The organism is Faecalibacterium sp. An77, assembly GCF_002161315.1.
In the GTDB taxonomy this organism is placed as follows: Bacteria; Bacillota; Clostridia; order Oscillospirales; family Ruminococcaceae; genus Faecalibacterium.
The window spans coordinates 1-23,836 of the sequence record NZ_NFHK01000038.1; the positions used below are offsets into that span (position 1 = coordinate 1).

23 protein-coding genes are annotated in these 23,836 nt (G+C 60.3%); 18 read left to right on the forward strand and 5 right to left on the reverse strand.

Features of this window, described 5'->3' with window-relative positions; translation table 11 throughout:
• Positions 1 to 314 (forward strand): malic enzyme-like NAD(P)-binding protein (locus tag B5G28_RS10920; protein ID WP_275537497.1); only part of this gene is annotated, 314 nt, incomplete at its 5' end.
• Here B5G28_RS10920 and B5G28_RS10925 read toward each other — a convergent pair.
• On the reverse strand, positions 311 to 1,207 hold the full coding sequence (locus B5G28_RS10925) for a MurR/RpiR family transcriptional regulator (protein WP_087248722.1): 897 nt from the start codon (positions 1,205 to 1,207) through the stop codon (positions 311 to 313). The two genes, B5G28_RS10920 and B5G28_RS10925, sit on opposite strands and share 4 nt — an antisense overlap.
• 139 nt (positions 1,208 to 1,346) lie before the next feature.
• Between B5G28_RS10925 and B5G28_RS14730 the strand changes: the two genes are divergently transcribed.
• Positions 1,347 to 2,732, forward strand: a complete 1,386-nt coding sequence (locus B5G28_RS14730; RefSeq protein ID WP_087248724.1) for a PTS transporter subunit EIIC — start codon at positions 1,347 to 1,349, stop codon at positions 2,730 to 2,732.
• Between the two features lie 229 nt (positions 2,733 to 2,961).
• Here the strand turns inward: B5G28_RS14730 and B5G28_RS10935 are convergent, their stop codons facing one another.
• Complete coding sequence (locus B5G28_RS10935) at positions 2,962 to 4,209, reverse strand: MFS transporter (RefSeq protein ID WP_087248726.1); 1,248 nt, start codon at positions 4,207 to 4,209, stop codon at positions 2,962 to 2,964.
• A 389-nt stretch (positions 4,210 to 4,598) separates the two neighbouring features.
• The gene (locus B5G28_RS10940) at positions 4,599 to 5,255 is read right to left on the reverse strand and encodes a TetR/AcrR family transcriptional regulator (protein WP_087248728.1); all 657 of its coding nucleotides are present in this window, start codon (positions 5,253 to 5,255) and stop codon (positions 4,599 to 4,601) included.
• Between the two features lie 213 nt (positions 5,256 to 5,468).
• On the opposite strand from B5G28_RS10940, the gene B5G28_RS10945 reads away from it, so the two are divergent.
• The 6 genes from B5G28_RS10945 to B5G28_RS10970 all read left to right on the forward strand — a co-directional run bounded on the left by B5G28_RS10945 (position 5,469) and on the right by B5G28_RS10970 (position 7,477).
• The gene (locus B5G28_RS10945) at positions 5,469 to 5,675 is read left to right on the forward strand and encodes a helix-turn-helix transcriptional regulator (RefSeq protein WP_087248730.1); all 207 of its coding nucleotides are present in this window, start codon (positions 5,469 to 5,471) and stop codon (positions 5,673 to 5,675) included.
• Positions 5,672 to 6,094, forward strand: coding sequence for a hypothetical protein (locus B5G28_RS10950; protein ID WP_087248732.1), 423 nt, complete (start codon positions 5,672 to 5,674; stop codon positions 6,092 to 6,094). Before B5G28_RS10945 ends, B5G28_RS10950 begins: the two co-directional genes overlap by 4 nt.
• Before the next feature lie 15 nt (positions 6,095 to 6,109).
• Entirely contained in the window at positions 6,110 to 6,517 is a 408-nt protein-coding gene (locus B5G28_RS10955) for a hypothetical protein (RefSeq protein ID WP_087248734.1), read from the forward strand.
• Positions 6,518 to 6,689: 172 nt separating this feature from the next.
• On the forward strand, positions 6,690 to 7,058 hold the full coding sequence (locus tag B5G28_RS10960) for a DUF3796 domain-containing protein (protein ID WP_087248736.1): 369 nt from the start codon (positions 6,690 to 6,692) through the stop codon (positions 7,056 to 7,058).
• Positions 7,045 to 7,239: a helix-turn-helix transcriptional regulator gene (locus tag B5G28_RS10965; RefSeq protein ID WP_087248738.1), complete on the forward strand. Its 195-nt coding sequence runs from the start codon at positions 7,045 to 7,047 to the stop codon at positions 7,237 to 7,239. Before B5G28_RS10960 ends, B5G28_RS10965 begins: the two co-directional genes overlap by 14 nt.
• A 34-nt stretch (positions 7,240 to 7,273) precedes the next feature.
• Positions 7,274 to 7,477: a hypothetical protein gene (locus B5G28_RS10970; RefSeq protein WP_087248740.1), complete on the forward strand. Its 204-nt coding sequence runs from the start codon at positions 7,274 to 7,276 to the stop codon at positions 7,475 to 7,477.
• Positions 7,478 to 7,528: 51 nt separating this feature from the next.
• Here the strand turns inward: B5G28_RS10970 and B5G28_RS10975 are convergent, their stop codons facing one another.
• Positions 7,529 to 9,097 (reverse strand): peptide ABC transporter substrate-binding protein, encoded by a 1,569-nt coding sequence (locus B5G28_RS10975; protein WP_242967588.1) that lies wholly within the window; start codon positions 9,095 to 9,097, stop codon positions 7,529 to 7,531.
• A gap of 376 nt (positions 9,098 to 9,473) precedes the next feature.
• On the opposite strand from B5G28_RS10975, the gene murD reads away from it, so the two are divergent.
• Genes murD through B5G28_RS10990 form a run of 3 tightly spaced genes read left to right on the forward strand, consistent with a single transcriptional unit; the run spans position 9,474 to position 12,904 of the window.
• Positions 9,474 to 10,868 carry a UDP-N-acetylmuramoyl-L-alanine--D-glutamate ligase gene (gene murD / locus B5G28_RS10980; RefSeq protein WP_087248742.1) on the forward strand — a complete coding sequence of 465 codons (1,395 nt, stop codon included), beginning with the start codon at positions 9,474 to 9,476 and terminating at the stop codon, positions 10,866 to 10,868.
• Complete coding sequence (locus tag B5G28_RS10985; RefSeq protein WP_087248744.1) at positions 10,865 to 11,632, forward strand: GNAT family N-acetyltransferase; 768 nt, start codon at positions 10,865 to 10,867, stop codon at positions 11,630 to 11,632. Before murD ends, B5G28_RS10985 begins: the two co-directional genes overlap by 4 nt.
• A 9-nt stretch (positions 11,633 to 11,641) precedes the next feature.
• Entirely contained in the window at positions 11,642 to 12,904 is a 1,263-nt protein-coding gene (locus B5G28_RS10990; RefSeq protein ID WP_087248746.1) for a methionine gamma-lyase family protein, read from the forward strand.
• A 71-nt stretch (positions 12,905 to 12,975) separates the two neighbouring features.
• Here B5G28_RS10990 and B5G28_RS10995 read toward each other — a convergent pair whose 3' ends face one another.
• Positions 12,976 to 13,896 (reverse strand): AraC family transcriptional regulator, encoded by a 921-nt coding sequence (locus tag B5G28_RS10995; protein WP_087248748.1) that lies wholly within the window; start codon positions 13,894 to 13,896, stop codon positions 12,976 to 12,978.
• A gap of 110 nt (positions 13,897 to 14,006) precedes the next feature.
• Here B5G28_RS10995 and B5G28_RS11000 point away from each other — a divergent pair, with 110 nt between their 5' ends.
• From B5G28_RS11000 to B5G28_RS11030, 7 genes are all read left to right on the forward strand, one after another.
• Positions 14,007 to 15,191 carry an MFS transporter gene (locus tag B5G28_RS11000; protein WP_087248750.1) on the forward strand — a complete coding sequence of 395 codons (1,185 nt, stop codon included), beginning with the start codon at positions 14,007 to 14,009 and terminating at the stop codon, positions 15,189 to 15,191.
• Between the two features lie 138 nt (positions 15,192 to 15,329).
• On the forward strand, positions 15,330 to 16,286 hold the full coding sequence (locus B5G28_RS11005; RefSeq protein ID WP_087248752.1) for a GTP-binding protein: 957 nt from the start codon (positions 15,330 to 15,332) through the stop codon (positions 16,284 to 16,286).
• Positions 16,287 to 16,527: 241 nt separating this feature from the next.
• The gene (locus B5G28_RS11010; protein ID WP_087248754.1) at positions 16,528 to 17,862 is read left to right on the forward strand and encodes a hemolysin family protein; all 1,335 of its coding nucleotides are present in this window, start codon (positions 16,528 to 16,530) and stop codon (positions 17,860 to 17,862) included.
• Positions 17,863 to 18,059: 197 nt separating this feature from the next.
• Positions 18,060 to 19,394, forward strand: a complete 1,335-nt coding sequence (aspS, locus tag B5G28_RS11015) for an aspartate--tRNA(Asn) ligase (RefSeq protein ID WP_087248756.1) — start codon at positions 18,060 to 18,062, stop codon at positions 19,392 to 19,394.
• Positions 19,395 to 19,791: 397 nt separating this feature from the next.
• On the forward strand, positions 19,792 to 20,814 hold the full coding sequence (pheS, locus tag B5G28_RS11020; protein ID WP_087248758.1) for a phenylalanine--tRNA ligase subunit alpha: 1,023 nt from the start codon (positions 19,792 to 19,794) through the stop codon (positions 20,812 to 20,814).
• An 18-nt stretch (positions 20,815 to 20,832) separates the two neighbouring features.
• Positions 20,833 to 23,244 (forward strand): phenylalanine--tRNA ligase subunit beta, encoded by a 2,412-nt coding sequence (pheT, locus tag B5G28_RS11025; protein ID WP_087248760.1) that lies wholly within the window; start codon positions 20,833 to 20,835, stop codon positions 23,242 to 23,244.
• 39 nt (positions 23,245 to 23,283) lie between these two features.
• Complete coding sequence (locus tag B5G28_RS11030; protein WP_204228848.1) at positions 23,284 to 23,454, forward strand: DUF6440 family protein; 171 nt, start codon at positions 23,284 to 23,286, stop codon at positions 23,452 to 23,454.
• The last annotated feature ends 382 nt before the right edge of the window (positions 23,455 to 23,836 follow it).

Consider the following 23,836-nt stretch of genomic DNA (forward strand, 5'->3'; position numbering starts at 1 on the left):
CCCCCGAAATCGACCCCACCCTGGCAAAAGAGGCGGGCGCGGCGGTGGTCTGCACCGGCCGCAGCGATTATCCCAACCAGGTCAACAATGTGCTGGTTTTCCCGGGGTTGTTCCGGGGCGTTCTGGATGCCCGGGCCAGCCGGGTCACCGAGGGAATGAAGATTGCGGCGGCCCATGCCATTGCCGGCCTGATTCCCGCATCCGAACTGAACAGCGAAAACATCCTGCCGCTGGCCTTTGACAGCCGGGTCCGGGATGCAGTGGCCTCGGCGGTGGCCCAGGCGGCCCGCGCCGACAGCGTGGCCCGGGTTTAAGTCAGGTCCTCCGCTGGTTTTTCAGGCAGGAAGGTGTAATAGTAGTCCCGCTCGGTTTTCCGCTTGGAAAAGGCCGCCAGATTGTCCTTGTTCCGCTCATATTGGCGGGAGAAAATCTCCCCGTACAGACAGTCCAGCAGGAACAGCATGGCGGTGCGGGAGGCAAAACTGCCCATTTTGTAGCGGCTTTCGCTGCAGCTGATCCGCAGGGTGGCCGCAGCGTATTTGTTGTAGGGCCAGGGATTTTCGGCGGCCGTCAGCAGCACGAAGGGGATGCCGGCGCTCATCAGTTCATCGATCACATAGTGGACCTGGCGGCTGTTGCAGTACTGGGAGATCACCAGGGCCGCTTCCTTCAGTCTGGGATTGGGGATGCGGCTGCGGGCCTCCTGGAAACCGTTCAGGGTTTCCAGCTGGGAGTGCATCCCGATCCGCAGCAGCTTGTAGTGAAAATCCTCCGCCACAATCAGCGATTCGCCCCGGCCGTACAGATGAATGAAATCCGCATAGGCCAGCAGGGTGGCCGCCTTTTGCAGGGCAATGACGTCCAGCGCATGCAGGGTGGTGTCCAGTGCCTGGCGGGATAAATTGTAAAAGGTGCGGGCGATGTCCGGCGTGGTGCAGCCCTCCGGGATGGGGATGTCCACCGGGATTTCCTTTTCGTCCTGGGCAAAGGTGCTCAGCTCGGCGGCCAGCTGGATTTTGAAGTCGGCAAAGCCCTTGGCGCCCAGCTTTTTGGACAGTCGGATGATGGATGCCTGGGACACAAAGGTCTCGGCGGCCAGCTCCTCCAAAGAGAGATTGATCACCACCCGCGGGTATTGCTGAATAAAGTCCACCACCTGTTTTTCGGATGCGGTGAATTTTTCGCCGGACAGTTTTTCAAGAATCATGGCGGCACCTCCTGCTTTTCATGCACCCAGTATAGTCGATTTTGTCGCCCTCTGCAAACAGAAACTTTTCATGAGAAAGGAAGTACAAACATGGATGCCAAACAAGTAGCCCAAACCCTCGTTGAGCTCAGCGGCGGCTGTGCCAACCTGTCCAGCGTCACCCACTGCTCCACCCGGCTGTGCCAACCTGTCCAGCGTCACCCACTGCTCCACCCGGCTGCGCTTCTTTGTGCGGAACAAAGGGGCTGTCCGGACCGAGGAAATCAAGGCCATCAAAGGGGTGCTCGGCGTGGTCTTTGCCACCGATGAGCTGCAGATTGTCCTGGGCAAAAACGTGATTCCGGTGTACACCGAGGCGGTCAAGATCTATGAGGCCGCCGGCGGCAAGGCCGGCGGTGTGGTCCCGGATGACGACACCCCGGCGGAAAAGCCCAAGCTCACCGGCAAGGCGAAAGCCGCCGACCTGGGCAACCGCCTCATTGGCTTTGTGTCGGCCTCGGTCACCCCGCTGATTCCGGGCCTTGTGTCGGGCGGCATGCTCAAGGTGTTCCTGCTGCTGGCTACCCTGGTGTATCCTGCTTTTGAGGGGACCTCCTCGTATACTCTGCTGAGCCAGCTGGCCAATGTGCCGTTCTACTTCATGCCGGTGTTTGTGGCCTATGGCGTGGCCAAAAAGCTGGGCGGAACCCCGCTGTATGCCATGAGCGTGGCGGCCGCTCTGGTCTACCCCGATTTTATTGCCATGTTTGCGGACGGCCCGGTGACCATTTTCTCCCTGCCGGTCACCAAGGTCAGCTACAACAGCACCCTGCTGCCCGCCCTGCTCATCGGTATCTTTGCGTACTACTGTGAGAAAATTCTCACCAAAATCATTCCCGGCATCCTGCGCACCGTTCTGGTGGGCGTGTGCACTATGGGCCTGACCTATGTGGCCGGCATCACGGTTCTGGGACCTCTGGGCGACCTGGTGGGCGGCGTCATCGTTCACTTCTTCCTGTGGGCATCTGCCACCTTTGGCCCGGTGGCCATTGCGCTGCTGGCCGCCGCCATGCCCTGGCTGGTCATGACCGGTATGCACCACGCCGTCACTCCCTTCATGGTGCAGGCCTTTGCCGACCCGGGCTATGATGTCTTTTTCCGCCCCTCCTACATCCTGCACAACATGGCTGAGGGCGGCGCCTGCCTGGGCGTGGCTCTCCGTACCAAAAACAAGGCTTTCCGCGCTGAGTGCCTGAGCCTTGCCTTTGGCTGCATCGTGGCCGGCGTCACCGAGCCGGCGCTCTACGGCGTCAACCTCCGCCTGAAAAAGCCCATGATCGGCATCATGGTGGGTGCGGCTGCCGGCGGCGTGGTGGCCGGTGCGCTGGGCGCCACGGCCTACGTCTATGGCTACTCCACCATTCTGGCGCTGCCCATCTTCCAGCAGACCATGTGGGCCATGGCCATCGCCATTGCGGTGGATATCGCCGTAGCGGCCATTGTGACCGCGGTCCTCGGCTTTGAGGATACCCCCGCAGAGGAGTAATCGCCAGTTTCCATAAAGAGAGCCATCCCTCCGGGATGCGTTCCCATATAAATCCTGCTTCAGACAGGGCGCTCTTTCGGGGAGCGCCCTGTTTTGCGGTATAGAGCGAATGCTCTTGCTTTCATGACGCCCGGAATTTTCTCTAACAAAATCCCCTGCCTGCAAAGTCTGCGGACAGGGGACTTTGTGTATTTACCGGGCCGAGAGAATAGGGGAGACTGCTTCTCATTCAACCGGTCTGATTTTCACGGAGGCGGGCGAAAAATCCGGCGGACCCGCAGCCAATGACGCAGAGGATCAAACCGCTGGGGATGAGAACCCAGTAGACGCAGGCGGCGAAGCGGTCAAACAGTGCTCCATAGATCAGCTGGCCCAGGGGCTGGGCGCACATGGAGAGGGTAAAGACGCAGGACATGACTTTGCCCATCAGCTGGGCAGGGGTGCGGGCCTGGATGAGGGTGATGGAGTAGGTGGAAAAGATGCTGCATCCCATTTGGCAGACGCAGAAAGCGGCCATCAGGATCAAATAGCGGCTCCAGGAGCTGAGGGGCGCCAGAAAGGCCGCGCCTGCAGGCAGAAGGCAGAGCCCCAGCAGCAGAAAAACCGCGGTGAGGTGGCGGGGACGGAACTTTTGGGCCAGCAGTCCTACCAACAGGCCGCCCAGAATGGCGGCGACGCCCATGGCGCTCTCGGCAGCGCCATAATGGCTGGCCGAAAGGCCCAGCACCGTCCGTACCAGGTAGGGGAATCCCACGACCACCGTGCCTGCAACAAAGAAGCTTGCCAGCGCTGCCAGCAGAAGCAGTTTAACAATGGCGGGCTGTTCCCGGCGGAGGAAGCGGAGGGTGGCGGCAAAATCATCCCGCAGGATAGCGCGCAGGCCAAGATGGTTTTCAGATGCAACGGGAGGCAGATGGATCAGACATTCCAGCAGGGCCGTCAGAAAAAAGCAGGCCACAGCGGCATAAAAGACGGGCTGAATTCCAAAGGCGGTGTAAAAGAGGCTGCCCAGAAAAGGGGTCACCATGGACGCAATGGCGGACACCTGGTTCACCACGGCGTTGCCCTGCAGGACCCGTTCCTCCGGGAGCATCTGGGGCACGCAGGCCTGGACGGTGGGGGACTCAAAGGCGGCCAGGATGGACAAAACCACCAGCAAAACCGCAATCACGGCAATGTCGTGCCCTTTGGGCAGGGCGAGCGCGGCCAGCAGGACCGCCGCACCGGAACAGGCATCCAGCCCCACCATAACCATCCGGCGGTCAGCCCGGTCGGCCAGAATTCCCCCAAAGGGTGAAATCAGAATGGTGGGCACCATGGCTGCGGCCAGCAGGCTGGCGAAAAGAGTTGCTGACCCGGTCTGCTCCAAAATGTACATAGAAAGAGCAAATTTGAGGGTATAGTTTCCCAACAGGGAACTGATCTGACCCAGAATCAGAAAGGTGAAGTTGGAGTTGAAGAGTCGTTTGGATGTCATTGACGATACCTCCATATTTTCAACCGGTTGGAACAGAGAACCCGCGGCCAACGCGGCCAGCAAAGCGAACAAAAGCGGAAGAAGGGCCAGCAAAGCGGGATGAAAGAAGGTGACCGGCATCACCTGACAGACCAGAATCACCAGAATCACCCCCGCCACGATGGCAGCAGGAACGGATTTTCTCTACAGGCCTACCCCGGCATTTGGTCAACCCCTGGGCGGAAAGTACAATGTCTTGCATACAGTGCCTCCTTTTGTTTGATACATTCGAAAGGTATGTATAATCCCGAAAGAAAAGCGGCCTGCGCCGCGCTCTGCAAAGAATAATACCTACTGAATGAATGTATATGCTTTCAAAAAATTGCCTCTGGATGAGAGGCAACAGAAAATCAGTTTGGATAGACGCCGTCGGGGATGCGGTCGAAGAAATCATCCACCAGGCGGCGTGTTTCATCGTCGAAGAGGGGAACCCCCATTTTCTCCAGCATGTCGCCGAGAAACAGGAACTTGTGCCGGGCCTCCTCCTTGGTGGAAGGAAAGACTGCCGGCAGCAGCCAGAGGCTGGTGAGCAGGGGGAGCAGCTCGGAGATTTCCCGGGCATAGTCGGTGTGGAGGGAACCGTCCCGGTTGCCCTCCTCCAAAAGCTGGTAGTAGTAGGGGGTCAAAATCCGGCGGTTGGCGTCGATCATCTCCACCAGAAGCCGGGGATTGTGGGTGAGGGGGATGGCCTGGACGGTAAGATCGGTGCGGGAGGCGTCGGCCTGGTTGAGGCGGATTGCTTCCCGCAATTTCTGCAAAGCATTCAGGTCGGTGCGGCTGCGCACCGCCTCAAACGGGTTGTTCTGCTCAAACATCCGGTCGCCCACGGCGTCCATGATTTCTTCCTTGGACTTGAAATGATGGTAGACGGCACCCTTGGTCATGCCGCCCAGCTGGTCCACGATATCCTGAATGGTGGTGTTCTCATAGCCTTTTTCTAGGAAAAGGCGCTGTGCCGCATCCAGAATGCGCTCCACCGTCTCCTCAGGGTATTTGTTGCGCGCCATACCGCAAGCCTCCTTGAAACGTTCTCTTGGTATGTATGAAGTATAACAGATTCCGCGGAGGGAGTCAAGATAGATTCTGCCGGTATGTATAGAGCCGTCGGGCTGCCTTGACTTCAATCTCATCCAAAATGGAAAGCAAGCTTGACATTCTGGGAAAACCTGCTATACTGAAATCATGGAAAGCAAACTTTCCATCTGGAAGGGAGGCAGGAAATGAAAAATCGGCTGGAACAGCTGCGCAAGGAGCGCGGCATCCGACAGGAAGAACTGGCCAATGCCCTTGAGGTATCCCGCCAGACCATTGGTTCTCTGGAGAATGGACGGTATAACCCTTCCATTCTGCTGGCTTTTAAGATTGCGCGGTACTTCGGGATGAGCATTGAGGACATTTTCATCTATGAAGAGGAGGATGGAACATGAAAGAGCGAATGCCTTTTGTCGTGGATATCGTGATCGGTGTGGTGCTGATAGCTGTGGGCCTGGTCATGCGGGTGGAATATTACGATACCATGGTTTTTGCGGCCGGAGTGGGTCTGGTCTCGGCGGGAACGGTCCATCTGGCCCGGGTGATCTATTGGCAGGCTCCCCAGCGCCAGGCCGCCTACCAGGCCCGGAAACAGGAGGCCCACATCAACGCTGTGGACGAGCGCAAACAGTTCCTGCGGATGAAGGCAGGGCACATTGCCTATCAGATCATGCTGATTGTGCTGTTTGGCGTGGCTTTGGTGCTGGCGCTGGCGCGGGCTCAGGCCTGGGTGATCCTGATGGTGTTCCTGCTGACGGTGTTTCAGTGGGTCATCGGCGTGGTGGTGTTCCGCATTTTGGAAAAGCGGATGTAAAGGAGGCACAGGAATATGAAAAAGTCGAAAGATGGCTGGATTGCCGCAGCAGGTGTGCTTCTGATGATGGTGGGAGCAGGGCTGCTTGGACGGATTGAACCGCTGGCCTATGTCTGCATCGGCCTGGGGGCCGGACTGTTTGGCCAGGGGACAGGGGAGCTGGTCTCCCGCTGGGCTCTGCGGAACAGTCCGGAAATCCGGAAACAGCTGGAAATTGCGCAGAAAGATGAGCGCAACCAGGCCATTGCCAGCCAGGCCAAAAGCAAAGCCTTTGACATGATGACCTTTTCCTTTGGGGCTTTGATGCTGGTATTTGCCCTCATGCAGGTGGATCTGGCCGCCCTTCTGATGCTGGTGTTTGTCTATCTGCTGGTTCATGGGTACGCCATCTACTGGCATTGCCGGTACGAAAAAGAAATGTGAGATTTGCGGGGGGCGCCGCCGGGCAGGGGCCGTCAGGCCCCTGCTTTTTGTGTGCAGTCTGCCCAAAAGAAACGGTGCAGTTATGTACACCCTGCTTGATTGACAACTTTTGTGCCGTGTGGTATATTTATAACATGAAGAGCGAAAAATACCACATTGAGGAGGTTTTGTCATGAAATCGAGATGTTATACCGAAGGGCTGCTGGGGTTTTTGTCCCTGTTGGGCTTTGTTGGGATTTTTACAGAACACCGCGCCTTTCTGGCGTTCTTTGCCTTCGCGGTGGATTTTCGGTATTTTTTCCTCGCTTCGGATGAAATGCTGAAGGAATACATGAACAAATCGGCGGCCCGGGCGTTCTACTGGGATATGCTGGTGACAGGCTGCGTGGCGGCGGTGTGTATGCTGCGGGGATTGCCGGCAGGGGAGGCGCTGCTGTATGGCATCCTGTCCGGCTGGGCGGCCGCGGTGGCGGTGCAGGCGCTGTCGGTTGCCTACTACCAGATGAAAGAAAGCTGGGGGCTGGGGCATGATCCGGAATAAAATCAAGGAGTACCGGGCCCGTTTCAACATGAAGCAGGAGGACCTGGCCAATCTGGTGGGCGTCCGGCGGGAAACCATCGGCAATCTGGAAAAAGGAAAGTACAACCCCTCCCTGGTTCTTGCGTGGAACATTGCCAAGGTGTTCGGGGTGACCATTGAGGAAATTTTTACGGTGGAGTGAGAAGATGGGAGGTGTTTGCGTGCGGCGGCTTTGGATGTTTTGGCTGGTTCTGGCGGTGCTGCTGTCGGTGGTGATGTGCGCTGTGGTGGGCTTCGCCTACAGCGATATGCTGTGGGGGATTCGATACGTCGGCTATAGCGCCCCCGCTGGCGTAGCATTCCTTTACGCTGTGCCGTTTCTGGCCGGGATCGCCCTCTGTCTGGCGCTGGCCTTTTTCAGCGGACAAAAGAACCATTAAAACAAGAAAAACAGCTTCACCTCCCGGCGGGGTGAAGCTGTTTTTTGTGTGTTACTGTTTGGTGGTCCAGGTCAGATCCAGCACGGGGCCGTAGGGGTCAAACACCAGACCGTCCACGCCGTCGGCCAGCAGCAGGCGCTTTTGCTGGGCAAAGAGGGGAACCACGGCGCAGGATTCCAGCAGATGCCGCTCACACTGGGCCAGCAGTTCACAGCGGGCGGAGCTGCTGGCGGCCGCCGCGCTCTGGGCCAGCAGGGTTTCATAGGTGATGTCGTCGTAGTGGCACAGGCCGTCGGTAGAGAAACTGCGCAGCACCGTGTAGACGCTGCCGTCGGTACAGGTCACCGGGGCGATGGCGATGGTGTAGTCGCCGTCGTCCATCCGCTCCTGAAAATCCTCCTGGGGAACTTCCTCAATGGAGAAGAACAGGGACAGCTCCCGCTGCCAGACGCTGTTGATGGCTTCCACCGCCTGGGTCAGGCCGGCCTCTTGGGGGACCAGAACCGTAATGCCCATCAGGTCCGAGCTGGACACCGTCTGCCGGGCCGCCCGGTAGAGATTGTAGGCGTTGCCCAGCGAGGGAATGGGGTCTCCGGCGGTCTCCCGGTAATCCACACTGCCCACCGTCAGTCCGTCGGGAATAAGACCGGTGGCCGTGGCATAAATGGTGGTGTTGACGGTCAGAGGCATGGCCTGGCGCGCTGCCGAGGCCAGCGCCTGCCGCAGCTCGGTGGAGGAGAGAGCGGCGTTCTGGGTGTTGAACAGAAGGCACCAGGTGGTGTCGGAATAGCTGAGGGAGCGCAGGCTGGTGGCTGCGTCGGAAGTGTCCAAAACAGCGGTGCACCGCTCGTTGAGGATCAGATCCTCGGCGGACTGGACCGAGCCGGTGTTCTGGACCAGGCGCAGAGAGTCCACCAGGCCGCCGCTCACATCCCGCCGCAGGAACAGGCCGCCGGAAGTCCAGTTGTACAGATAAAAACTGCCGCTGGAGAGGGTGGTGTCGCTGGTGAGGCCGTAGCTGCCCCCGGTGCTCAGGAAAAATTCCTCGTCGCAGGGCATGGCGCCGGGCAGGGCCAGCTTGTGGATGAAATCGTCGTCCGGCTCAGACAGGGTGAACACCAGAGTCAGGGTGTCGGTGGCGGTGACCCCGATTTTCTCGGGGCTGATCAGCCCCGCCAGGGCCATGTCCGCCCCCTGAATGGCCGAAAACTCCACCGCATAGGGGGAGCGGGTCTCGGGGGAGAACATCCGCTGGAAGGCGTAGACAAAATCCTCGGCGGTGATGGCATAGCTGGTGGTTTCGCCGTTGGTGGCCTTGTAGGTCAGGCCGGCCTTCAAATAAAAGGTATAGGTCAGTCCGTCGGCCGAGACCTTCCAGCTCTCGCAGAGGTCATTTTGGGGCTGGCCCTCGGCGTCCAGCCGGACCAGACCGCCGTACAGGTTGGTGCAGGCGATCACGTCCTCGGGAGCAGAGGCGATCTGGGGGTCAAGGTTGGCGGGGATTTCATCCACAAACCAGGTGAAGCTGTTGACGCCCGATCCCTGGGTACACCCGGTCAGGGGCAAAAGCATAACCACGGCAAAAACGACGGCAAAAAAACGAATCAAGGTGCGTTTCAAGGCGAATGTCCTTTCTGTATCTCCAAGTGCTGTGCACTGAAACTCTATGTAACCGGCCCGGCGAATATCCCCGGAAGGCTGCCGGCAGGGGAAAAAGATGCCCGGGCGGCCGGGATACGGCGGCCCGCGATGGCATAAAGAAAAGCAGGGCGCCGGGGACGGCGCTTTGGGAAGAAAAGGCGCAGGCGCGTACCCACGCCGAAATCCTTCCCATACTGCTCTGGGTCAAGTGTAGCAGAAACGGTTTGAAAAGACAACAGGCTTTTGCGCCTTGTTTTGGGATTTTCGTTGCCAAGCGGGGCGAAAAGGGATATAATAGGCCGTGTGTCTGAATTTCTGACAGATAGGGGGCGGCTGCCCCCGGGAGGATTTGGTTATGCAGAAGGAACAGCAGCAGCTTGCCGCGCTGGTGCGCGGGAAAAAGGTCGCCTTCATCGGCGCAGGCGTCAGCCACAAGACCCTGATTGAGGAGTTTGTGGGCCTGGGCGCCGAGGTGACCCTCTGTGACAAGAAGAAAACGGTGGAGGAGTTCGGCGACTACGCCGACACCATCCGCCGGCTGGGCATCCATCTGAGCCTGGGCGAGGGCTATATGGATGGATTTAAGGGCCAGGACATTATCCTGCGCACCCCCGGCTTTGAATATTACCAGAAGCCCCTGCAGGATGCCATCGCAGCAGGGACCATGGTCACCAGCGAGGTGGAGCTTTTCTTTGATTTCTGCCCCTGTGAGATTGTGGCGGTGACCGGCAGCGACGGCAAGACCACCACCACCACCCTGATCAGCGAGTTCTTCAAGGCGGCGGGCCGCCGGGTCCACCTGGGCGGCAACATTGGCGCAGCACTGCTGCCCATGCTGCCCAACGTGTCTCCCGACGACGTGGCGGTGGTGGAGCTGTCCAGCTTCCAGCTCATCAGCATGCGCAAGAGCCCCAAGGTGGCTGTGGTCACCAACGTGACCCCCAACCACCTGGACCACCACAAGGATATGCAGGAATACATCGACGCCAAGCGGAACATTCTGATTCATCAGGTGCCCCCCTGCCGCGCCGTCCTGGGCTATGAGAACGACATCACCCGCGCCATGCAGGCCGACTGCAAGGGAGAACAGGTCTGGTTCACCCGCCTGCACGAGACCGACAACGGCGCTTTCCTGCGGGAAGACGGGATGCTCTGCATGGCCGAGAACGGGGTGGTGACCCCCTTCCTGGCCCAGAAGGACGTCAAGCTGCGGGGCCTGCACAACATCGAGAACCTGCTGGCCGCCGCGGCTGCTGTGTGGGGCCGCGTGCCGGTGGAGGCCATCCAGAAGGTGGGCAGCACCTTTACCGGCGTGGAACACCGCATCGAGCCGGTGCGTGTGCTGGACGGCGTCACCTATTATAACGACTCCATCGCAACCAGCCCCACCCGCACCATTGCCGGCCTGCGGAGCTTCGACCAGAAGATCATCCTGATCGCCGGCGGCTACGACAAGAAAATCCCCTATGAGCCCTTGGCCCCCGAACTGCTGGCCCACGTCAAGGTTCTGGTTCTGATGGGCGCCACGGGTCCCCGGATTGAAAAGGCGGTGCGGGAGGAGCCCGGCTTCGCCGAGAGCGGCCTGGAAATCCTCCACGCCGACAGCATGGAGGACGCAGTGGCTCTGGCCCGCGGCGCGGCAAAGCCCGGCGACATTGTCAGCCTGTCGCCCGCCAGCGCATCCTTTGACGTTTACCCCAACTTTGAGGTCCGGGGCCGTCACTTCAAGGAGATTGTGAAGGGGCTGTGATTGCCCGCATCAGCACCCCGGCAGGAAAAAAGCGATTCCGCCGCGCCTGCCGGGGCGTGCCTTGTCTCGAAACCCTGCTGCCCATGGAACAGGCCCTCTTTGGCCGCAGCCAGCCCGGCCGGTTCTATGCCGGGCCGTCTCTGGCCATGGACATCGGCGGCCCCGATGTTCTGGCCGCCGGCGGCGCCAACCCGGAGGAACTGGCCTCGTTTCTGGGGTTCTGCGGCTGCCGGTCCCTCATCACCGACGGTCCGCCCCCGGCGGGGTGGAGTCCGGCCGAGCCAGTGTACTGCTTTGCCCTGGCAGCAGGGAACCGGCTGCCCCTGCCGCCGACGGAGGAAAGCCTCTGGGCCCGCCTCCGGCTGGACACCGAGCCCCCGGCGGGGGCGCTGGCCCGGTTTCTCTACCCCGACCAGACCCAACAGCGGGAGGACTACTATTCGGCCCTGTGCACCAAGCGGAACCGGGGCCTGGCCCGGGTCTGGGCCCTGATGGACGGGGAGACCATCGCCGCCACTGTGGGCGCTTATGCCATCTGGGGCGGGAAGGCTTATCTGGCCTGCGGATGCGCCGCAGAATCTCTGCGGGGCCGCGGCGTGGGCGGGCGGCTCATTGCCTCCCTGGGCAACACCCTGGCCGCGGAGGGACTGGACGTCAGCCTGATGTGCCGTCCTGAGCGGGTCCGTTTCTATCAGCGGCTGGGGATGAAACAGATTGGGGTCCTGACCCGCTGCCAGCCAAACCAAATTGGAAAGGAAAACTGAACATACCCTATGCTTGAACGCTTTTTTGACTACAAGCCCGAGGTCCTGGCGCTGGACCAGAAGGCCATGGAACTTTGTGCGCCCTATTTCCGCCAGGCGGAGGAAGTGCGGGACTTCAATCAGCTGAAAATGCTGCGTGCTTTCGCCGATAACCAGATGTCCGCCACCGATATGCTGGGTACCACCGGCTACGGCCTGTGGGACACCGGCCGGGCCAAACTGGAGCAGATTTTTGCCCAGGCCATGGGCTGTGAGGACGCTCTGGTCCGCAGCCAGTTCATGAGCGGTACCCATACCCTGGCGGTGGCCCTGTTTGGCCTGCTGCGGGCAGGAGATACCCTGCTGGCTGCCACCGGCCGCCCCTACGACACCCTGGAAGGGGTCATCGGCATTGAGGGAAAGGGGAAGGGCACCGGTACCCTCACCGACTACGGCATCCAGTATGAGGAGGTGCCCCTGAAGGAGGACTTTACCCCCGATTACGACGCCATTGCGGCGGCTGCCCCCCGGGCCAAGGTCTGCCACATCCAGCGCAGCCGCGGCTATATGCAGCGCAACGCCTTTGATCTGGAGACCATCCGCAAGTTGGCCCAGGCGGCTCGCTCCACCAATCCGGATATCATTGTCTTTGTAGACAACTGCTACGGTGAGTTCACCCAGACCCAGGAGCCCTGTCAGGTGGGCGCCGACCTGATCGCCGGCAGCTTCATCAAGAACCCCGGCGGCGGCATCGCCCCCACCGGCGGCTATATTGCGGGCCGCCGGGACCTGGTGGAACAGTGTGCCTACCGTCTCAACGCCCCCGGTCTGGGCAAAGAGCTGGGCTGCACCCTGGACACTCCCCGGGAGATGTACATGGGCTTCTACTACGCCCCTGGCGTGGTCTGCGAGGCCATCAAGACCGCCATTTACGCCCAGTGCCTGCTGGAACTGGTGGGCAAAAAGCCGGTGCCCCGCTACTGCGACGACCACAACGACATTGTGACCTGCTTTGACGCCGGCACTGCTGAGGCTCTGGTGGGCTTCTGCCGCGGCATCCAGGCCGCCAGCCCGGTGGACAGCTATGCTGCTCCCGAACCCTGCCCCGAACCGGGCTACACCGACGAGGTGATTATGGCCAGCGGCAGCTTCACCCAGGGCAGCACCATTGAGCTGAGCTGCGACGGCCCCATGCGGGCCCCCTACACCTGCTATCTGCAGGGCGGCCTGAACTTTGCCGCCAGCCGCGCCGGTGTGCTGCTGGCCATCCAGAACGCTTATTTCGCGGAATAAGCCCGGGACCGGCACCCCAAACAACAAACAAAACGGCAGAGCTGCCCTGAAAAGGCGCGCTCTGCCGCTTTTTATTCGGATTTTTCCCGGCCGCGCAGACGGTATTCCCGCGGGGTGCAGCTGTAGAACCGCCGGAAGTGCTGGGAGAAGTTGCTGGGGCTGTCAAATCCGCAGGATACAGCCACCTGGGCGATGGTGTCGGTGGGACGGGTCAACAGGGCCTCGGCGCCCCGCATGATGCGGTATTTCAGCAGATACTGCATGGGCGGAATGTGGATGGTTTTCTGGAAGCAGCGGAGACATTCCCGCTCGCCGATGCCCGCCGCCCCGGCAACATCTGCCACCGTGATGTTGTGGGAAAAGTTTTCCTGCATGAAGGCCAGCATCTGCTGGACCCGGGCCTCGTTCTGGTTGCGGCGGGAAGTGCCGGACTGGTCAAGGCTGTCGGCAAACCGCCGGCAGAGAGCCATGCAGACGGCGGACAGCTTGTCCCGCACCTCAAACTCATAGCCGGGGGTTTCCTGGTCCAGAGCCTGATAGGCGGTCACAAACTGCTGGATGGTGTCGGCCTCGGTGATGGGATCAAAGACCCAGGCCCGGAATGCGCCGCAGCTGGTGAGAGGGGAGAGGTACTTTTTGGCAAAGGCGGTATCTTTGCCGCCGGTCACCAGGCTGGGACTGAACACCATCGAGCGGATATGGCAGACGGTGTCGGTGCTGCCGCAGTGCAGCACCCCGCTGTTGAAGGCGATGCAGTCCCCGGCGGCCAGGTGATAACACTGGCCCGGGATTTCGGCGGTCATTTCGCCCGACAGGATGTAGATGATTTCCAGATCGTCGTGCCAGTGCCAGGGCAGAGCGCGGTCGGGAGCAGAGGTATAACATTCGGCGTAGCCCCCGCAGGGAAAGTCCAGGGTGCCGTGGGGCTGCAGCTCCCGGCGCTGGGGCGTGATGTTCAGGTAGGGGTTGATGCCGCAGGCTTTCAGACTCATGATGTCCTCCTTTTGGTCGGTTTTCTTATAGTATAAGGCGCTTTTCCGATTGAATCAAGGGGTCTTTGGCTGTATCCTAAATGCGGTCAAATCAATCAGGAGGAAATTGCATGATACATCTTTTGCTTGGCGTCATTTATCTGGCGTTCATCAGCCTGGGCCTGCCCGATTCGCTCTTGGGCTCGGCCTGGCCGTCCATTTACGGAGAACTGGGGGTGCCGGTGTCTTATGCCGGCATCATCTCGATGATTATTTCAGCGGGGACCATCGTCTCCAGCCTCAACAGCGACCGCCTGACCCACAAGCTGGGCCCCGGCCGGGTGACGGCCTGCAGTGTGGCCATGACGGCGCTGGCCCTGTTCGGCTTTTCCACCGCGTCCTCGTTCTGGATGCTCTGCCTGTGGGCGGTGCCCTATGGTCTGGGGGCCGGCAGCGTGGATGCCGCCCTCAACAACTATGTGGCCCTGCACTACGCCAGCCGCCATATGAGCTGGCTCCACTGCATGTGGGGCGTGGGCACTCTGGTGGGCCCCAACCTCATCAGCTACGCCCTGTCGGGGGGACAGGGATGGCAGATGGGCTACCGTCTGATCTCCCTGATGCAGCTTGTTCTGACGGCGGTGCTGGTGTTTAGCCTGCCCCTGTGGAAGCGGCAGCCGGGCGCAGGTTCCAGCGGGGAAGAGGAGAAATCTGAGGTCCTCAGCCTGCGGCAGGTGGCCCGCATTCCGGGCGCAAAAAGCGCGGTGCTGGGCTTCTTCTGCTACTGCGCCCTGGAACAGACCGCCGGCCTGTGGGCCGGCAGCTACATGGTGCTTCACAGCGGCCTGTCGGCGGAGAGGGCAGCCGGTCTGGTAAGCCTGTTCTATATGGGCATCACGGTGGGCCGGGCGGCCAGCGGCTTTGTCGCCACCGCCATGGGGGATGTCCGGATGATTCGTCTGGGCCAGTCGGTGATTCTGGTGGGCTGCGCCGCCCTGCTGCTTCCTACCAGCTGGAGCGTCCAGGTGGGGCTGGTTCTGGTGGGTCTGGGCTGCGCGCCCATTTACCCCAGCGTCATCCATGCCACCCCCGCCCGGTTTGGCGCGGGGCGGTCCCAGTCTCTGATTGGCCTGCAGATGGCCAGCGCCTATGTGGGCACCTGTTTGATGCCGCCGGCCTTCGGCGTGCTGAGTGAACGGCTGTCCATCGGCCTGTTCCCGGTCTATCTGCTGGCGATTCTGATTGTGATGGTGTGTGCCAACGAGCACGCCAACCGGGTCACCGGCCTCAGCCCGGTCCGGCAGAGCGCATCCTGAATCCATTTCGGCTCCCGGTACAGGGCGAAAGCCCGCCGGGGGCCTTTTGTTTTGCTGCTGGCCCGGACGGTTGCTTTTTGGCGGAATCCTGTTATAATAGCTCCAGACAACACCAGCCGTTTTGGGAGGCGAACGCATATGATAAAAATTGATCTTATTACCGGATTCCTGGGGGCGGGCAAGACCACCCTGATCCGCCGCTATGCCCGCTGGCTGATGGACCAGGGCCAGAAAATCGGGATTTTGGAGAACGACTACGGCGCGGTCAACGTGGACCGGATGCTGCTGCAGGACCTGGAAGGCCCCCAGTGCGACCTGGAAATGATTGCGGGCGGCTGCGACGCCGACTGCCACAAGCGGCGGTTCCGCACCAAACTGATTGCCATGGGGATGCTGGGCTACGACCGGGTTTTGGTGGAGCCCTCGGGGATTTACGACGTGGACGAGTTTTTCGACTCCCTTTGTGAGGAGCCGGTGGACCGGTGGTACGAGCCGGGCAGCGTCATCACCGTTCTGGACGCCACCCTGGAGGAAAATCTCTCGCCCCAGGCGGAATACCTGCTGGCCAGCGAGGCGGCCGGGGCAGGCTGCGTGATCCTCAGCAAATACGGCGAGGCCGGCAAGGATAAGGCCGACGCCGTTCTGGCCCATCTGGACCGCGCTCTGGAAGCTGCAGGCTGTGCCCGGCGGTTCAGTGACGGGAAAGACGTTCTGGCCAAGGACTGGGACCAGCTGAATGACGCAGATTTTGCCCGGCTGGCCTCCTGCGGCTGGCATCAGGCCAGCTACCGCAAGCAGAACCTTTCGGGTGCAGAGGCCGGGGGCTTTGAGTCGGTGTACTTCCTGCATCTGGACCTGACCCCGGAAGAGCTGCGCCGCCGGGTGGAAGCCCTCTGGCAGGACCCTGCCTGCGGCCGGATTTTCCGGGTCAAGGGCTTTTTGCCCACCCGGACGGGCTGGCTGGAATTGAACGCCACCCGGGAACATTTCTCCCTCTGTCCCATCCGGGAGGGACAGGAGGTTCTGATCGTGATTGGCGAAGGTCTGGCGCCCCAGGCCATCGCCGACCGGCTGGGAGCCGAGCTGCCCGTCTGACGTCGAATGTCTTGACATCTCTTCGGTGCTGTGGTATGATTGCCTTAATATGTACAGGAAGAGAGGTGTGAAAGTTCCATGGAAGACGGTTCGGATGGGGATCCCCATACGGCAGCCTTTGTTTCTCCACGGCGTGTTATGAATCGGATGAATTTATGAGCATAGTCTGCGCTTGAAATAAGCTGCGGACTGTGCTTTTTGTGTTCCTGCAGATCACGACGAAAGAATGGAGAAAACAAATATGATTGGCGCTTTTATTTTACAAATCGTTCTGATTGCGGTCAACGCGCTGTTTGCCAGCTCGGAGATCGCAGTGATTTCCATGAGTGAGGCCCGGCTCAAGATCCTGGCCGAGGAAGGGGACAGACGGGCCAAGCGGCTGATGGCCCTGACCCGTCAGCCCGCCAAATTCCTGGCCACCATCCAGGTGGCCATCACCCTGGCCGGCCTGCTGGGCGGCGCTTTTGCGGCGGAAAACTTCGCGGACCCCATCGTGGACCTGCTGCTGGGCCTGAATATCCAGGTGCCCCGCAGTGCGGTGCACTCGGCGGTGGTGGTTCTCATCACCCTGGTGCTGACCTATTTCAGCATTGTCTTTGGCGAGCTGGTACCCAAGCGTCTGGCCATGAAGGAGAGCGAAAGCCTGGCTCTGGGCCTGTCCGGCGTCCTGTACTTTATGTCCAGAATCTGCGCTCCTCTGGTCTGGCTGCTGACGGCCTCCACCAATGGCCTGCTGCGGCTGCTGGGCATCGACCCCAACCAGAATCAGGAGCTGGTCACCGAGGACGAAATCAAGATGATGCTGATGGAGGGCAGCCAGCAGGGCACCATCGAAAACGACGAGAACGAAATCATTCAGAACGTCTTTGATATGAACGATACCACCGCGGAGGAGGTCAGCACCCGCCGCCGCGATGTGGTCTGCCTCTACCTGGCCGACGAGATGGACGTCTGGGCTCAGACCATCCGGGATCACCTCTATACTTACTTCCCGGTGTGCGGCGAGAGCCAGGACGATGTGGTGGGCGTGCTGAACACCAAGGATTATTTCCGGCTGGACGACTTGTCCCGCCGGTCGGTGATGAAACATGCGGTGGATAAACCCTTCTTTGTGCCGGAGGGCATCCGGGCGGATGCCCTGTTCAGCCGGATGAAGCAGGAGCGGAAATATTTCGCCATCGTCATCGACGAATACGGCGGAATGAGCGGCATCGTCACCGTCCACGACCTGATGGAGGAACTGGTGGGCACCATGGACGACGAGGACACCGTCCGCCAGGTGGAAATCCAGAAGATTGGGGAGAACTGCTGGGAGATCCGCGGCTCGGCCTCTCTGGAGGAGGTGGCCGAGGAGCTGGATGTCCAGCTGCCCACCGACGAGCACGAGACCTTCAACGGCCTGATCTGCGGGATTGTGGGCCGCGTGCCCGACGAGGGGGAACAGTTCTCCTGCGAGGGCTACGGGCTGAAAATTGACGTCAAGAACGTCTCCGGCCACCGGGTGGAAACCACCGTGGTGGAAAAGGCGGCCCGCACCCCCGATTTGGAGGAGGATCGCCGGGAAAACGACTTTTAAACAGACAGGGCACGGATGCAGCCCCGCAGGGGCGGGCAGCCGTGCCTTTTCTGCGTTTTGGGGGCGGCGCAAATCCGGTTTGAAACAGGGGAGAAAGATTTTCGCTTGATTTTGCCCCGAAATACAGTATAATAGAGCTGTTATACCAGAGAACGACAACATGACCGCGTTCTGGTCATGGATTGGGGAGGATTGGAATGGATCGAACCTATATTTCCGAAGTCCGCAGCCATATTGGCGAAACCGTCAAGGTGCAGGGCTTTATTGAGAATCTTCGCAGCAGCAAGGCGATGGCCTTTATTGTCCTGAAGGATATCACCGGCAAGCTCCAGATCACCGTGGAGAAAGAGGATCACCCCGACCTGGTGGGTACCATCGACCAGCTGACCGGTGACTCGGTCATCACGGTGGTGGGCAAGGTGATGGCCAACGACTACGTCAAGATGGGCGGCATCGAGATGATCCCCGAGACCATCGAGATCGAGAGCATCGCCGACGCCCTGCCCATCGTCCGCAAGGAGATCGCCGCCACCAAGAAAAAGAAGGCGGTGGAGCGCTCCAGCATCGACCAGCGGATCGACTACCGCTGGATCGACCTGCGCACCGATGAGAACCAGCTGATGTTCAAGGCCCAGACCGTCATGGTCAACGCCATGCGCAAGTATCTGCTGGACAAGAGCTTCATCGAGATTCACACCCCCAAGCTGATCGCTGCTGCCAGCGAGAGCGGCTCGGAGGTGTTCAAGGTGGACTACTTCGACCGCAACGCCTACCTGGCCCAGAGCCCGCAGTTCTACAAGCAGATGGCCATGGCCAGCGGCTTTGAGCGGATTTTCGAGGTGGGCCCTGTGTTCCGCGCCGAGAAGTCCTACACCAACAAGCACACCACCGAGTTCACCGGCTTTGACCTGGAGTTCAGCTATATCAACTCGTTCCGCGATGTGATGCATCTGGAGGAAGAGCTGCTGAAGGCTGCCCTGCAGGCTGTGAAGGACGCCTACGGCCAGGAGATCGAGGAGACCTTCGGTCTGCCGGTGGTGGTGCCTGAGACTCCGTTCCCGGTGGTCAAGCTGGCCGACCTGTACAAGGGCCTGGAGGAGGACTTCGGCTATACGGTGGACGAGTCCGAAAAGGGCGACCTGACCACCGAGGCCGAGCGTCTGAGCTACGACTGGGTCAAGAAGCACTACAACCATGAGTTCCTGTTCGTCACCGACTACGACGCAGAGAAGCGCGCCTTCTATCACATGCGGGACGAGAACGGCGTGCCCCAGGGCTATGACCTGATCTGGCGCGGTGTGGAGATCACCACCGGCGCTCAGCGTGAGCATCGCTATGAGGTGCTGAAAAAGCAGGCCGAGGAGAAGGGCCTGGGCCAGGATGTGGAATTCTATCTGGAGTTCTTCCGCTATGGCTGCCCGCCCCACGGCGGCTTCGGCCTGGGCATCGACCGCCTGACCATGCTGCTGGTGGGCCTGTCCATCAAGGAGTGCATGTTCCTGTTCCGCGGCCCCAACCGCCTGACCCCGTAACAGACCCTGCGCCGAAAGGCTTGCAAAACCCGGCGGTTTGTGTTACTATAGGCAAAGCGAATCACGAAAAACGCGATGACGGAGAAAGTACGCGCTGTGCGCCTGGCGCAGAGAGGGGCTCCACCGGCTGCAAGGGCCCCCGGAGGCAGCAGCGGGGAAGTTCGCTCCTGAGCGGCCCGCGGGAAAGACGGCTTTTGGCCGTCCGGTAGTGCGGGACGGTGTGCCCCGTTACGGCGTTCGAGTGCCGCGCAGCGTCGCACCTGCGCGGAATTTGGGTGGTACCACGGAGTATTTTATGAGGCTCCGTCCCTTGGCTGGCCATTGGCCGCCGGGGGACGGGGCCTTTTTCTGTTCCGTCCCGAAGCACGAGATACTGTAGAAAAAGGAGAGAAAATGTATGCAGGCAATCATTGACGAGCTGGCCAGACAGGCCGAAGCCGACCTGGCGCAGGTCACCTCCAAGGAAACTCTGGCTTCGTTCTGGCAGAAGTACCTGAGCAAAAACGGGCAGGTGCCCGCTCTGATGAAGAATCTGCGGACGGTGGACGCCGCCGAGCGTCCCGCCATGGGCAAGGCCATCAACGAGCTGAAGCAGAAGGTTCAGGCGGATTACGATGCCGCCGCTGTCCGGGTCAACCAGGCCGAGCTGGCCGCCCGCAACGCCGCCGAGACGGTGGACATCACCCTGCCGGCCAAGACCCGCCCCACCGGCGGTCTGCACCCCCTGACCCTGGTCCGCAACCAGATCATCGACGCCTTCGCCGGCATGGGCTTTGAGATTTACGAGGGCCCCGAGATCGAGGACGACGACCACTGCTTTACCCGCCTGAATGTCCCCAAGGATCACCCCGCCCGGGATATGCAGGACACCTTCTATCTGTCCGATGAGCTGCTGCTCCGGACCCAGACCTCCACCGGCCAGATCCGCACTATGGACGCCGAGCGTCCTCCCATCAAGGTCCTGGTTCCCGGCCGCGTCTTCCGTTCCGACTCGGACGCCACCCACAGCCCCATGTTCCATCAGATGGAGGGCCTGGTGGTGGACAAGGGGATCAACCTCTGCGACCTGCAGGGCATGCTGGACGTCTTTGTCCAGAAGCTGTTCGGCAGCGAGGTCCGCACCCGTCTGCGTCCCTCTTACTTCCCCTTCACTGAGCCCAGCGTCGAAGTGGACGTCAGCTGCTTTGAGTGCCACGGCAAGGGCTGCAGCCTCTGCAAGCACACCGGCTGGATTGAAATTCTGGGCGGCGGCGTGGTGAACCAGAAGGTCCTGCGCAACTGCAACATCGACCCCGAGGTCTACTCCGGCATCGCATTCGGCATCGGCATCGAGCGCATCGCCATGCTGAAATACGGCATCAACAACATCGGTCTGATGTTTGAGAACGACCTGCGGTTCCTGGGTCAGTTCCATGAATAAGAGGGAGGATGGGTTAAGATGAAAGTACCTTTCAGTTGGCTGAAAGAGCTGGTCGATATCGACATTACCGCCGAGGAACTGGAGGAGAAGCTCTTTTCCTGCGGCTTTGAAGTAGAGGAGCGGGTGGACCTGTCCGCCGGCATCGACAAAGTGGTGGTGGGCGTCATCACCTCCATCGAAAAGCAGGAGGGCACCCACCTGAGCAAGTGTGTGGTGGACTGCGGCGACTACGGCCACGAGATCCACATCACCACCGGCGCGTCCAATATTTTTGTGGGAGCTCATGTTCCCGCCGCCCTGGACGGCTCGACCCTGCCCGGCGGCATCCACATCAAAAAGCGGATGATGCAGGGCTTTGAGTCCAACGGCATGCTCTGCTCGGGCGAGGAGCTGGGTCTGAACGATGATCTGTACCCCGGCTCGGATGTCTATGGCCTGCTGATTCTGCCCGAGGACACCGTCCCCGGCGCAGACATCTGCCCGGTGGTGGGCCTGGATGATTCGATTTTCGATATCTCCATCACCGCCAACCGCCCCGACTGCCAGTCCATTCTGGGCATCGCCCGTGAGGTGGCTGCCGTCCTGAACAAGCCTCTGCACATGCCCGCCACCGATTACACCACCGTATGTGAGCCGGATGCGCCCATTTCGGTGACGGTGGAAGCCCCCGACCTGTGCCCCCGCTATATGGCCCACTATGTCCGCAATATCCGGATGGGCGAGTCGCCCCGCTGGATGAAGCGGCATCTGGCCCTGTGCGGCCTGCGCTCCATCAGCAACGTGGTGGATATCACCAACCACACCCTGCTGGAGATCGGCCAGCCCATGCACGCCTTCGACCTGGACAAGGTGGCAGGCCGCTGCATTGACGTCCGCCGCGCCCGTCCCGGCGAGAAGATCGTCACCCTGGACGAGAAGGAATTCACCCTCAACGAAAATAACCTGGTGATCTGCGACGCCGAGAAGCCGGTGGCTCTGGCCGGCGTCATGGGCGGCGCCAACTCGGGCATGGATGAGCACACCACCAGCCTGCTGTTCGAGTGCGCCACCTTTGCCCGCGACTCGGTCCGTAAGACCAGCCGTTCTCTGGGCCAGTCCAGTGACTCCTCGGCCCGCTATGAGAAGGGCGTGGACTTCAGCTCGCCCCAGCTGGGTCTGGCTCGTGCACTGCACCTGATCCAGCAGCTGGACTGCGGCGACATCACTACCCTGGAGTTCGACTGCACCGACGGCCGTTCCACCGACCGCAAGGTGATTACCACCACCCCGGAGAAGATCTGCGATGTGCTGGGCATCCGCGTGCCGGATGAGGTCATGATCGACATTCTGACCCGTCTGTCTTTCACGGTGGACGTGGAGAACGGCCAGTGGAAGGTAAGCGTTCCTCTCTACCGCGAGGACGTGGAGGGCTATCCCGACCTGGCCGAGGAGGTCATCCGTGAGTACGGCTACGACCACATCGTGCCCACCTTCCTGAAGACCGCTGCGGTCACCAATGGCGGCCTGAACGATGAGCAGAAGCGCACCCTGAAGGTCAAGCGTCTGCTGGCCGGACAGGGCTTCTATGAGGCTTCCACGCTGGCCTTCTATTCCACCGCGGAGCTGGATATGCTGCATATCCCGGCGGATGATGCGGCCCGCAAGGCCATTCGCATCCTGAACCCCATCAGCGAAAATCTGTCCATCATGCGGACCATGCTGGCTCCTTCCATGCTGAATGTCATCGTGGACAACCTGAAGAAGGGCAATGCTGCCGGCCGTCTGGCAGAGATTGCCCCCGTCTATCTGCCCAAGGAACTGCCCCTGACCGAGCGTCCCTATGAGCGTCAGACCCTCTGCATGGGCGTGTTCGGCCCCGGCGAGGACTTCTTCACCGTCAAGGGCGCTCTGGAGGCACTGGCGGCCTCTCTGGGCCTCAGCTTCACCTATGAGCGGGAGACGGAGACCGCATGGCTCCACCCGGGCATTGCTGCATCGGTTTGGTGCAAGGGCAAGCGCTTGGGCGTCTTCGGCAAGCTGTCCAATGAGATCAACGCCGAACTGAAGATCGCCAAGGATGAAAAGGAAAACCAGAATATCTATCTGGCCGAGCTGGACTATGAGGCTCTGAGCGGCTGCGTGGAGGGCGAACTGCACTACCAGCCCATCAGCCCGTACCCCGTGGTCAAGCGCGACCTGGCCCTGGTCTGCGATGAGGCGGTCACCTGCGGTGAAATTGAGGATACCATCCGCAAGGCCAGCCCGCTGGTCACCGATGTCAGCCTGTTTGATATCTATCGCGGCAAGAACCTGGGCGAGGGGAAGAAGAGCATGGCCTTCTCGCTGGTTCTGGCAGATCCCCATGGGGAAGTGGACGCCGAACAGGTGGAGCGGACCGTCAAGAAGATCCTGGGCAACCTCAAGTATAAGCTGAACATTGAGATTCGCTGAGCGTGAGCTGTCGGTCCAATTAGAAAGGAGGTGACACGGATGGAACGCTTTAAGAAAGTGTATACCCAGGGCGCGCTGGATGTGCTGGAGGTCTGGGTGGACACCGAGACCGGTGTGAACTACCTGTACCACAGAACCGGCAATGCCGGCGGCCTGACGGTGCTGCTGGATAAGGACGGCAAGCCGGTTGTGACGCCTGCCGAGGTTTAAATCAAACTGCCAAAAGATACCATTGGGAAGGGCTGCCTGTGCGCTGCATAGGCGGCCCTTTTTCTGCCCAGAATAGAGCTGCCGGGGAGAGCGCAAAAAGAAAATCAAAAAATGGTAAAATAACCCTTGACAAATATCCGGGTCTGTAGTACTATATATGAGCGCCCTGACGGGGCGGCCCACAAAGCAAAAAGAACTGAAAAACACTTCGAAAAAAGTGCTTGACAAGTTCGAAACGCTGTGGTAAAATAAACAGGTCGCCGGCCGAGAGGCTGAGCGGACAGGACCTTGAAAATTGAACAATATCGAATACTTGTAACGGAACCTTTAAAGTGTTGGAAACACTTAAAATTCCAAAAAGTAATTCTTACAGGACGCAAGC

Excerpts from the sequence above, each read along its gene's own strand:
- B5G28_RS10950 (WP_087248732.1), top strand. The coding sequence starts at position 5,672 with ATGAAAGAGCGAATGCCTTTTGTCGTGGATATCGTGATCGGTGTGGTG.
- B5G28_RS10960 (WP_087248736.1), top strand. The coding sequence starts at position 6,690 with ATGAAATCGAGATGTTATACCGAAGGGCTGCTGGGGTTTTTGTCCCTG.
- B5G28_RS10990 (WP_087248746.1), top strand. The coding sequence starts at position 11,642 with ATGCTTGAACGCTTTTTTGACTACAAGCCCGAGGTCCTGGCGCTGGAC.
- pheS (WP_087248758.1), top strand. The coding sequence starts at position 19,792 with ATGCAGGCAATCATTGACGAGCTGGCCAGACAGGCCGAAGCCGACCTG.
- B5G28_RS11010 (WP_087248754.1), top strand. The coding sequence starts at position 16,528 with ATGATTGGCGCTTTTATTTTACAAATCGTTCTGATTGCGGTCAACGCG.
- pheT (WP_087248760.1), top strand. The coding sequence starts at position 20,833 with ATGAAAGTACCTTTCAGTTGGCTGAAAGAGCTGGTCGATATCGACATT.
- B5G28_RS10940 (WP_087248728.1), bottom strand. The coding sequence starts at position 5,255 with ATGGCGCGCAACAAATACCCTGAGGAGACGGTGGAGCGCATTCTGGAT.
- B5G28_RS10935 (WP_087248726.1), bottom strand. The coding sequence starts at position 4,209 with ATGACATCCAAACGACTCTTCAACTCCAACTTCACCTTTCTGATTCTG.
- B5G28_RS11000 (WP_087248750.1), top strand. The coding sequence starts at position 14,007 with ATGATACATCTTTTGCTTGGCGTCATTTATCTGGCGTTCATCAGCCTG.
- murD (WP_087248742.1), top strand. The coding sequence starts at position 9,474 with ATGCAGAAGGAACAGCAGCAGCTTGCCGCGCTGGTGCGCGGGAAAAAG.
- B5G28_RS11030 (WP_204228848.1), top strand. The coding sequence starts at position 23,284 with ATGGAACGCTTTAAGAAAGTGTATACCCAGGGCGCGCTGGATGTGCTG.
- B5G28_RS10995 (WP_087248748.1), bottom strand. The coding sequence starts at position 13,896 with ATGAGTCTGAAAGCCTGCGGCATCAACCCCTACCTGAACATCACGCCC.
- B5G28_RS11005 (WP_087248752.1), top strand. The coding sequence starts at position 15,330 with ATGATAAAAATTGATCTTATTACCGGATTCCTGGGGGCGGGCAAGACC.
- B5G28_RS10965 (WP_087248738.1), top strand. The coding sequence starts at position 7,045 with ATGATCCGGAATAAAATCAAGGAGTACCGGGCCCGTTTCAACATGAAG.
- B5G28_RS10945 (WP_087248730.1), top strand. The coding sequence starts at position 5,469 with ATGAAAAATCGGCTGGAACAGCTGCGCAAGGAGCGCGGCATCCGACAG.
- aspS (WP_087248756.1), top strand. The coding sequence starts at position 18,060 with ATGGATCGAACCTATATTTCCGAAGTCCGCAGCCATATTGGCGAAACC.
- B5G28_RS10970 (WP_087248740.1), top strand. The coding sequence starts at position 7,274 with ATGTTTTGGCTGGTTCTGGCGGTGCTGCTGTCGGTGGTGATGTGCGCT.
- B5G28_RS10925 (WP_087248722.1), bottom strand. The coding sequence starts at position 1,207 with ATGATTCTTGAAAAACTGTCCGGCGAAAAATTCACCGCATCCGAAAAA.
- B5G28_RS10955 (WP_087248734.1), top strand. The coding sequence starts at position 6,110 with ATGAAAAAGTCGAAAGATGGCTGGATTGCCGCAGCAGGTGTGCTTCTG.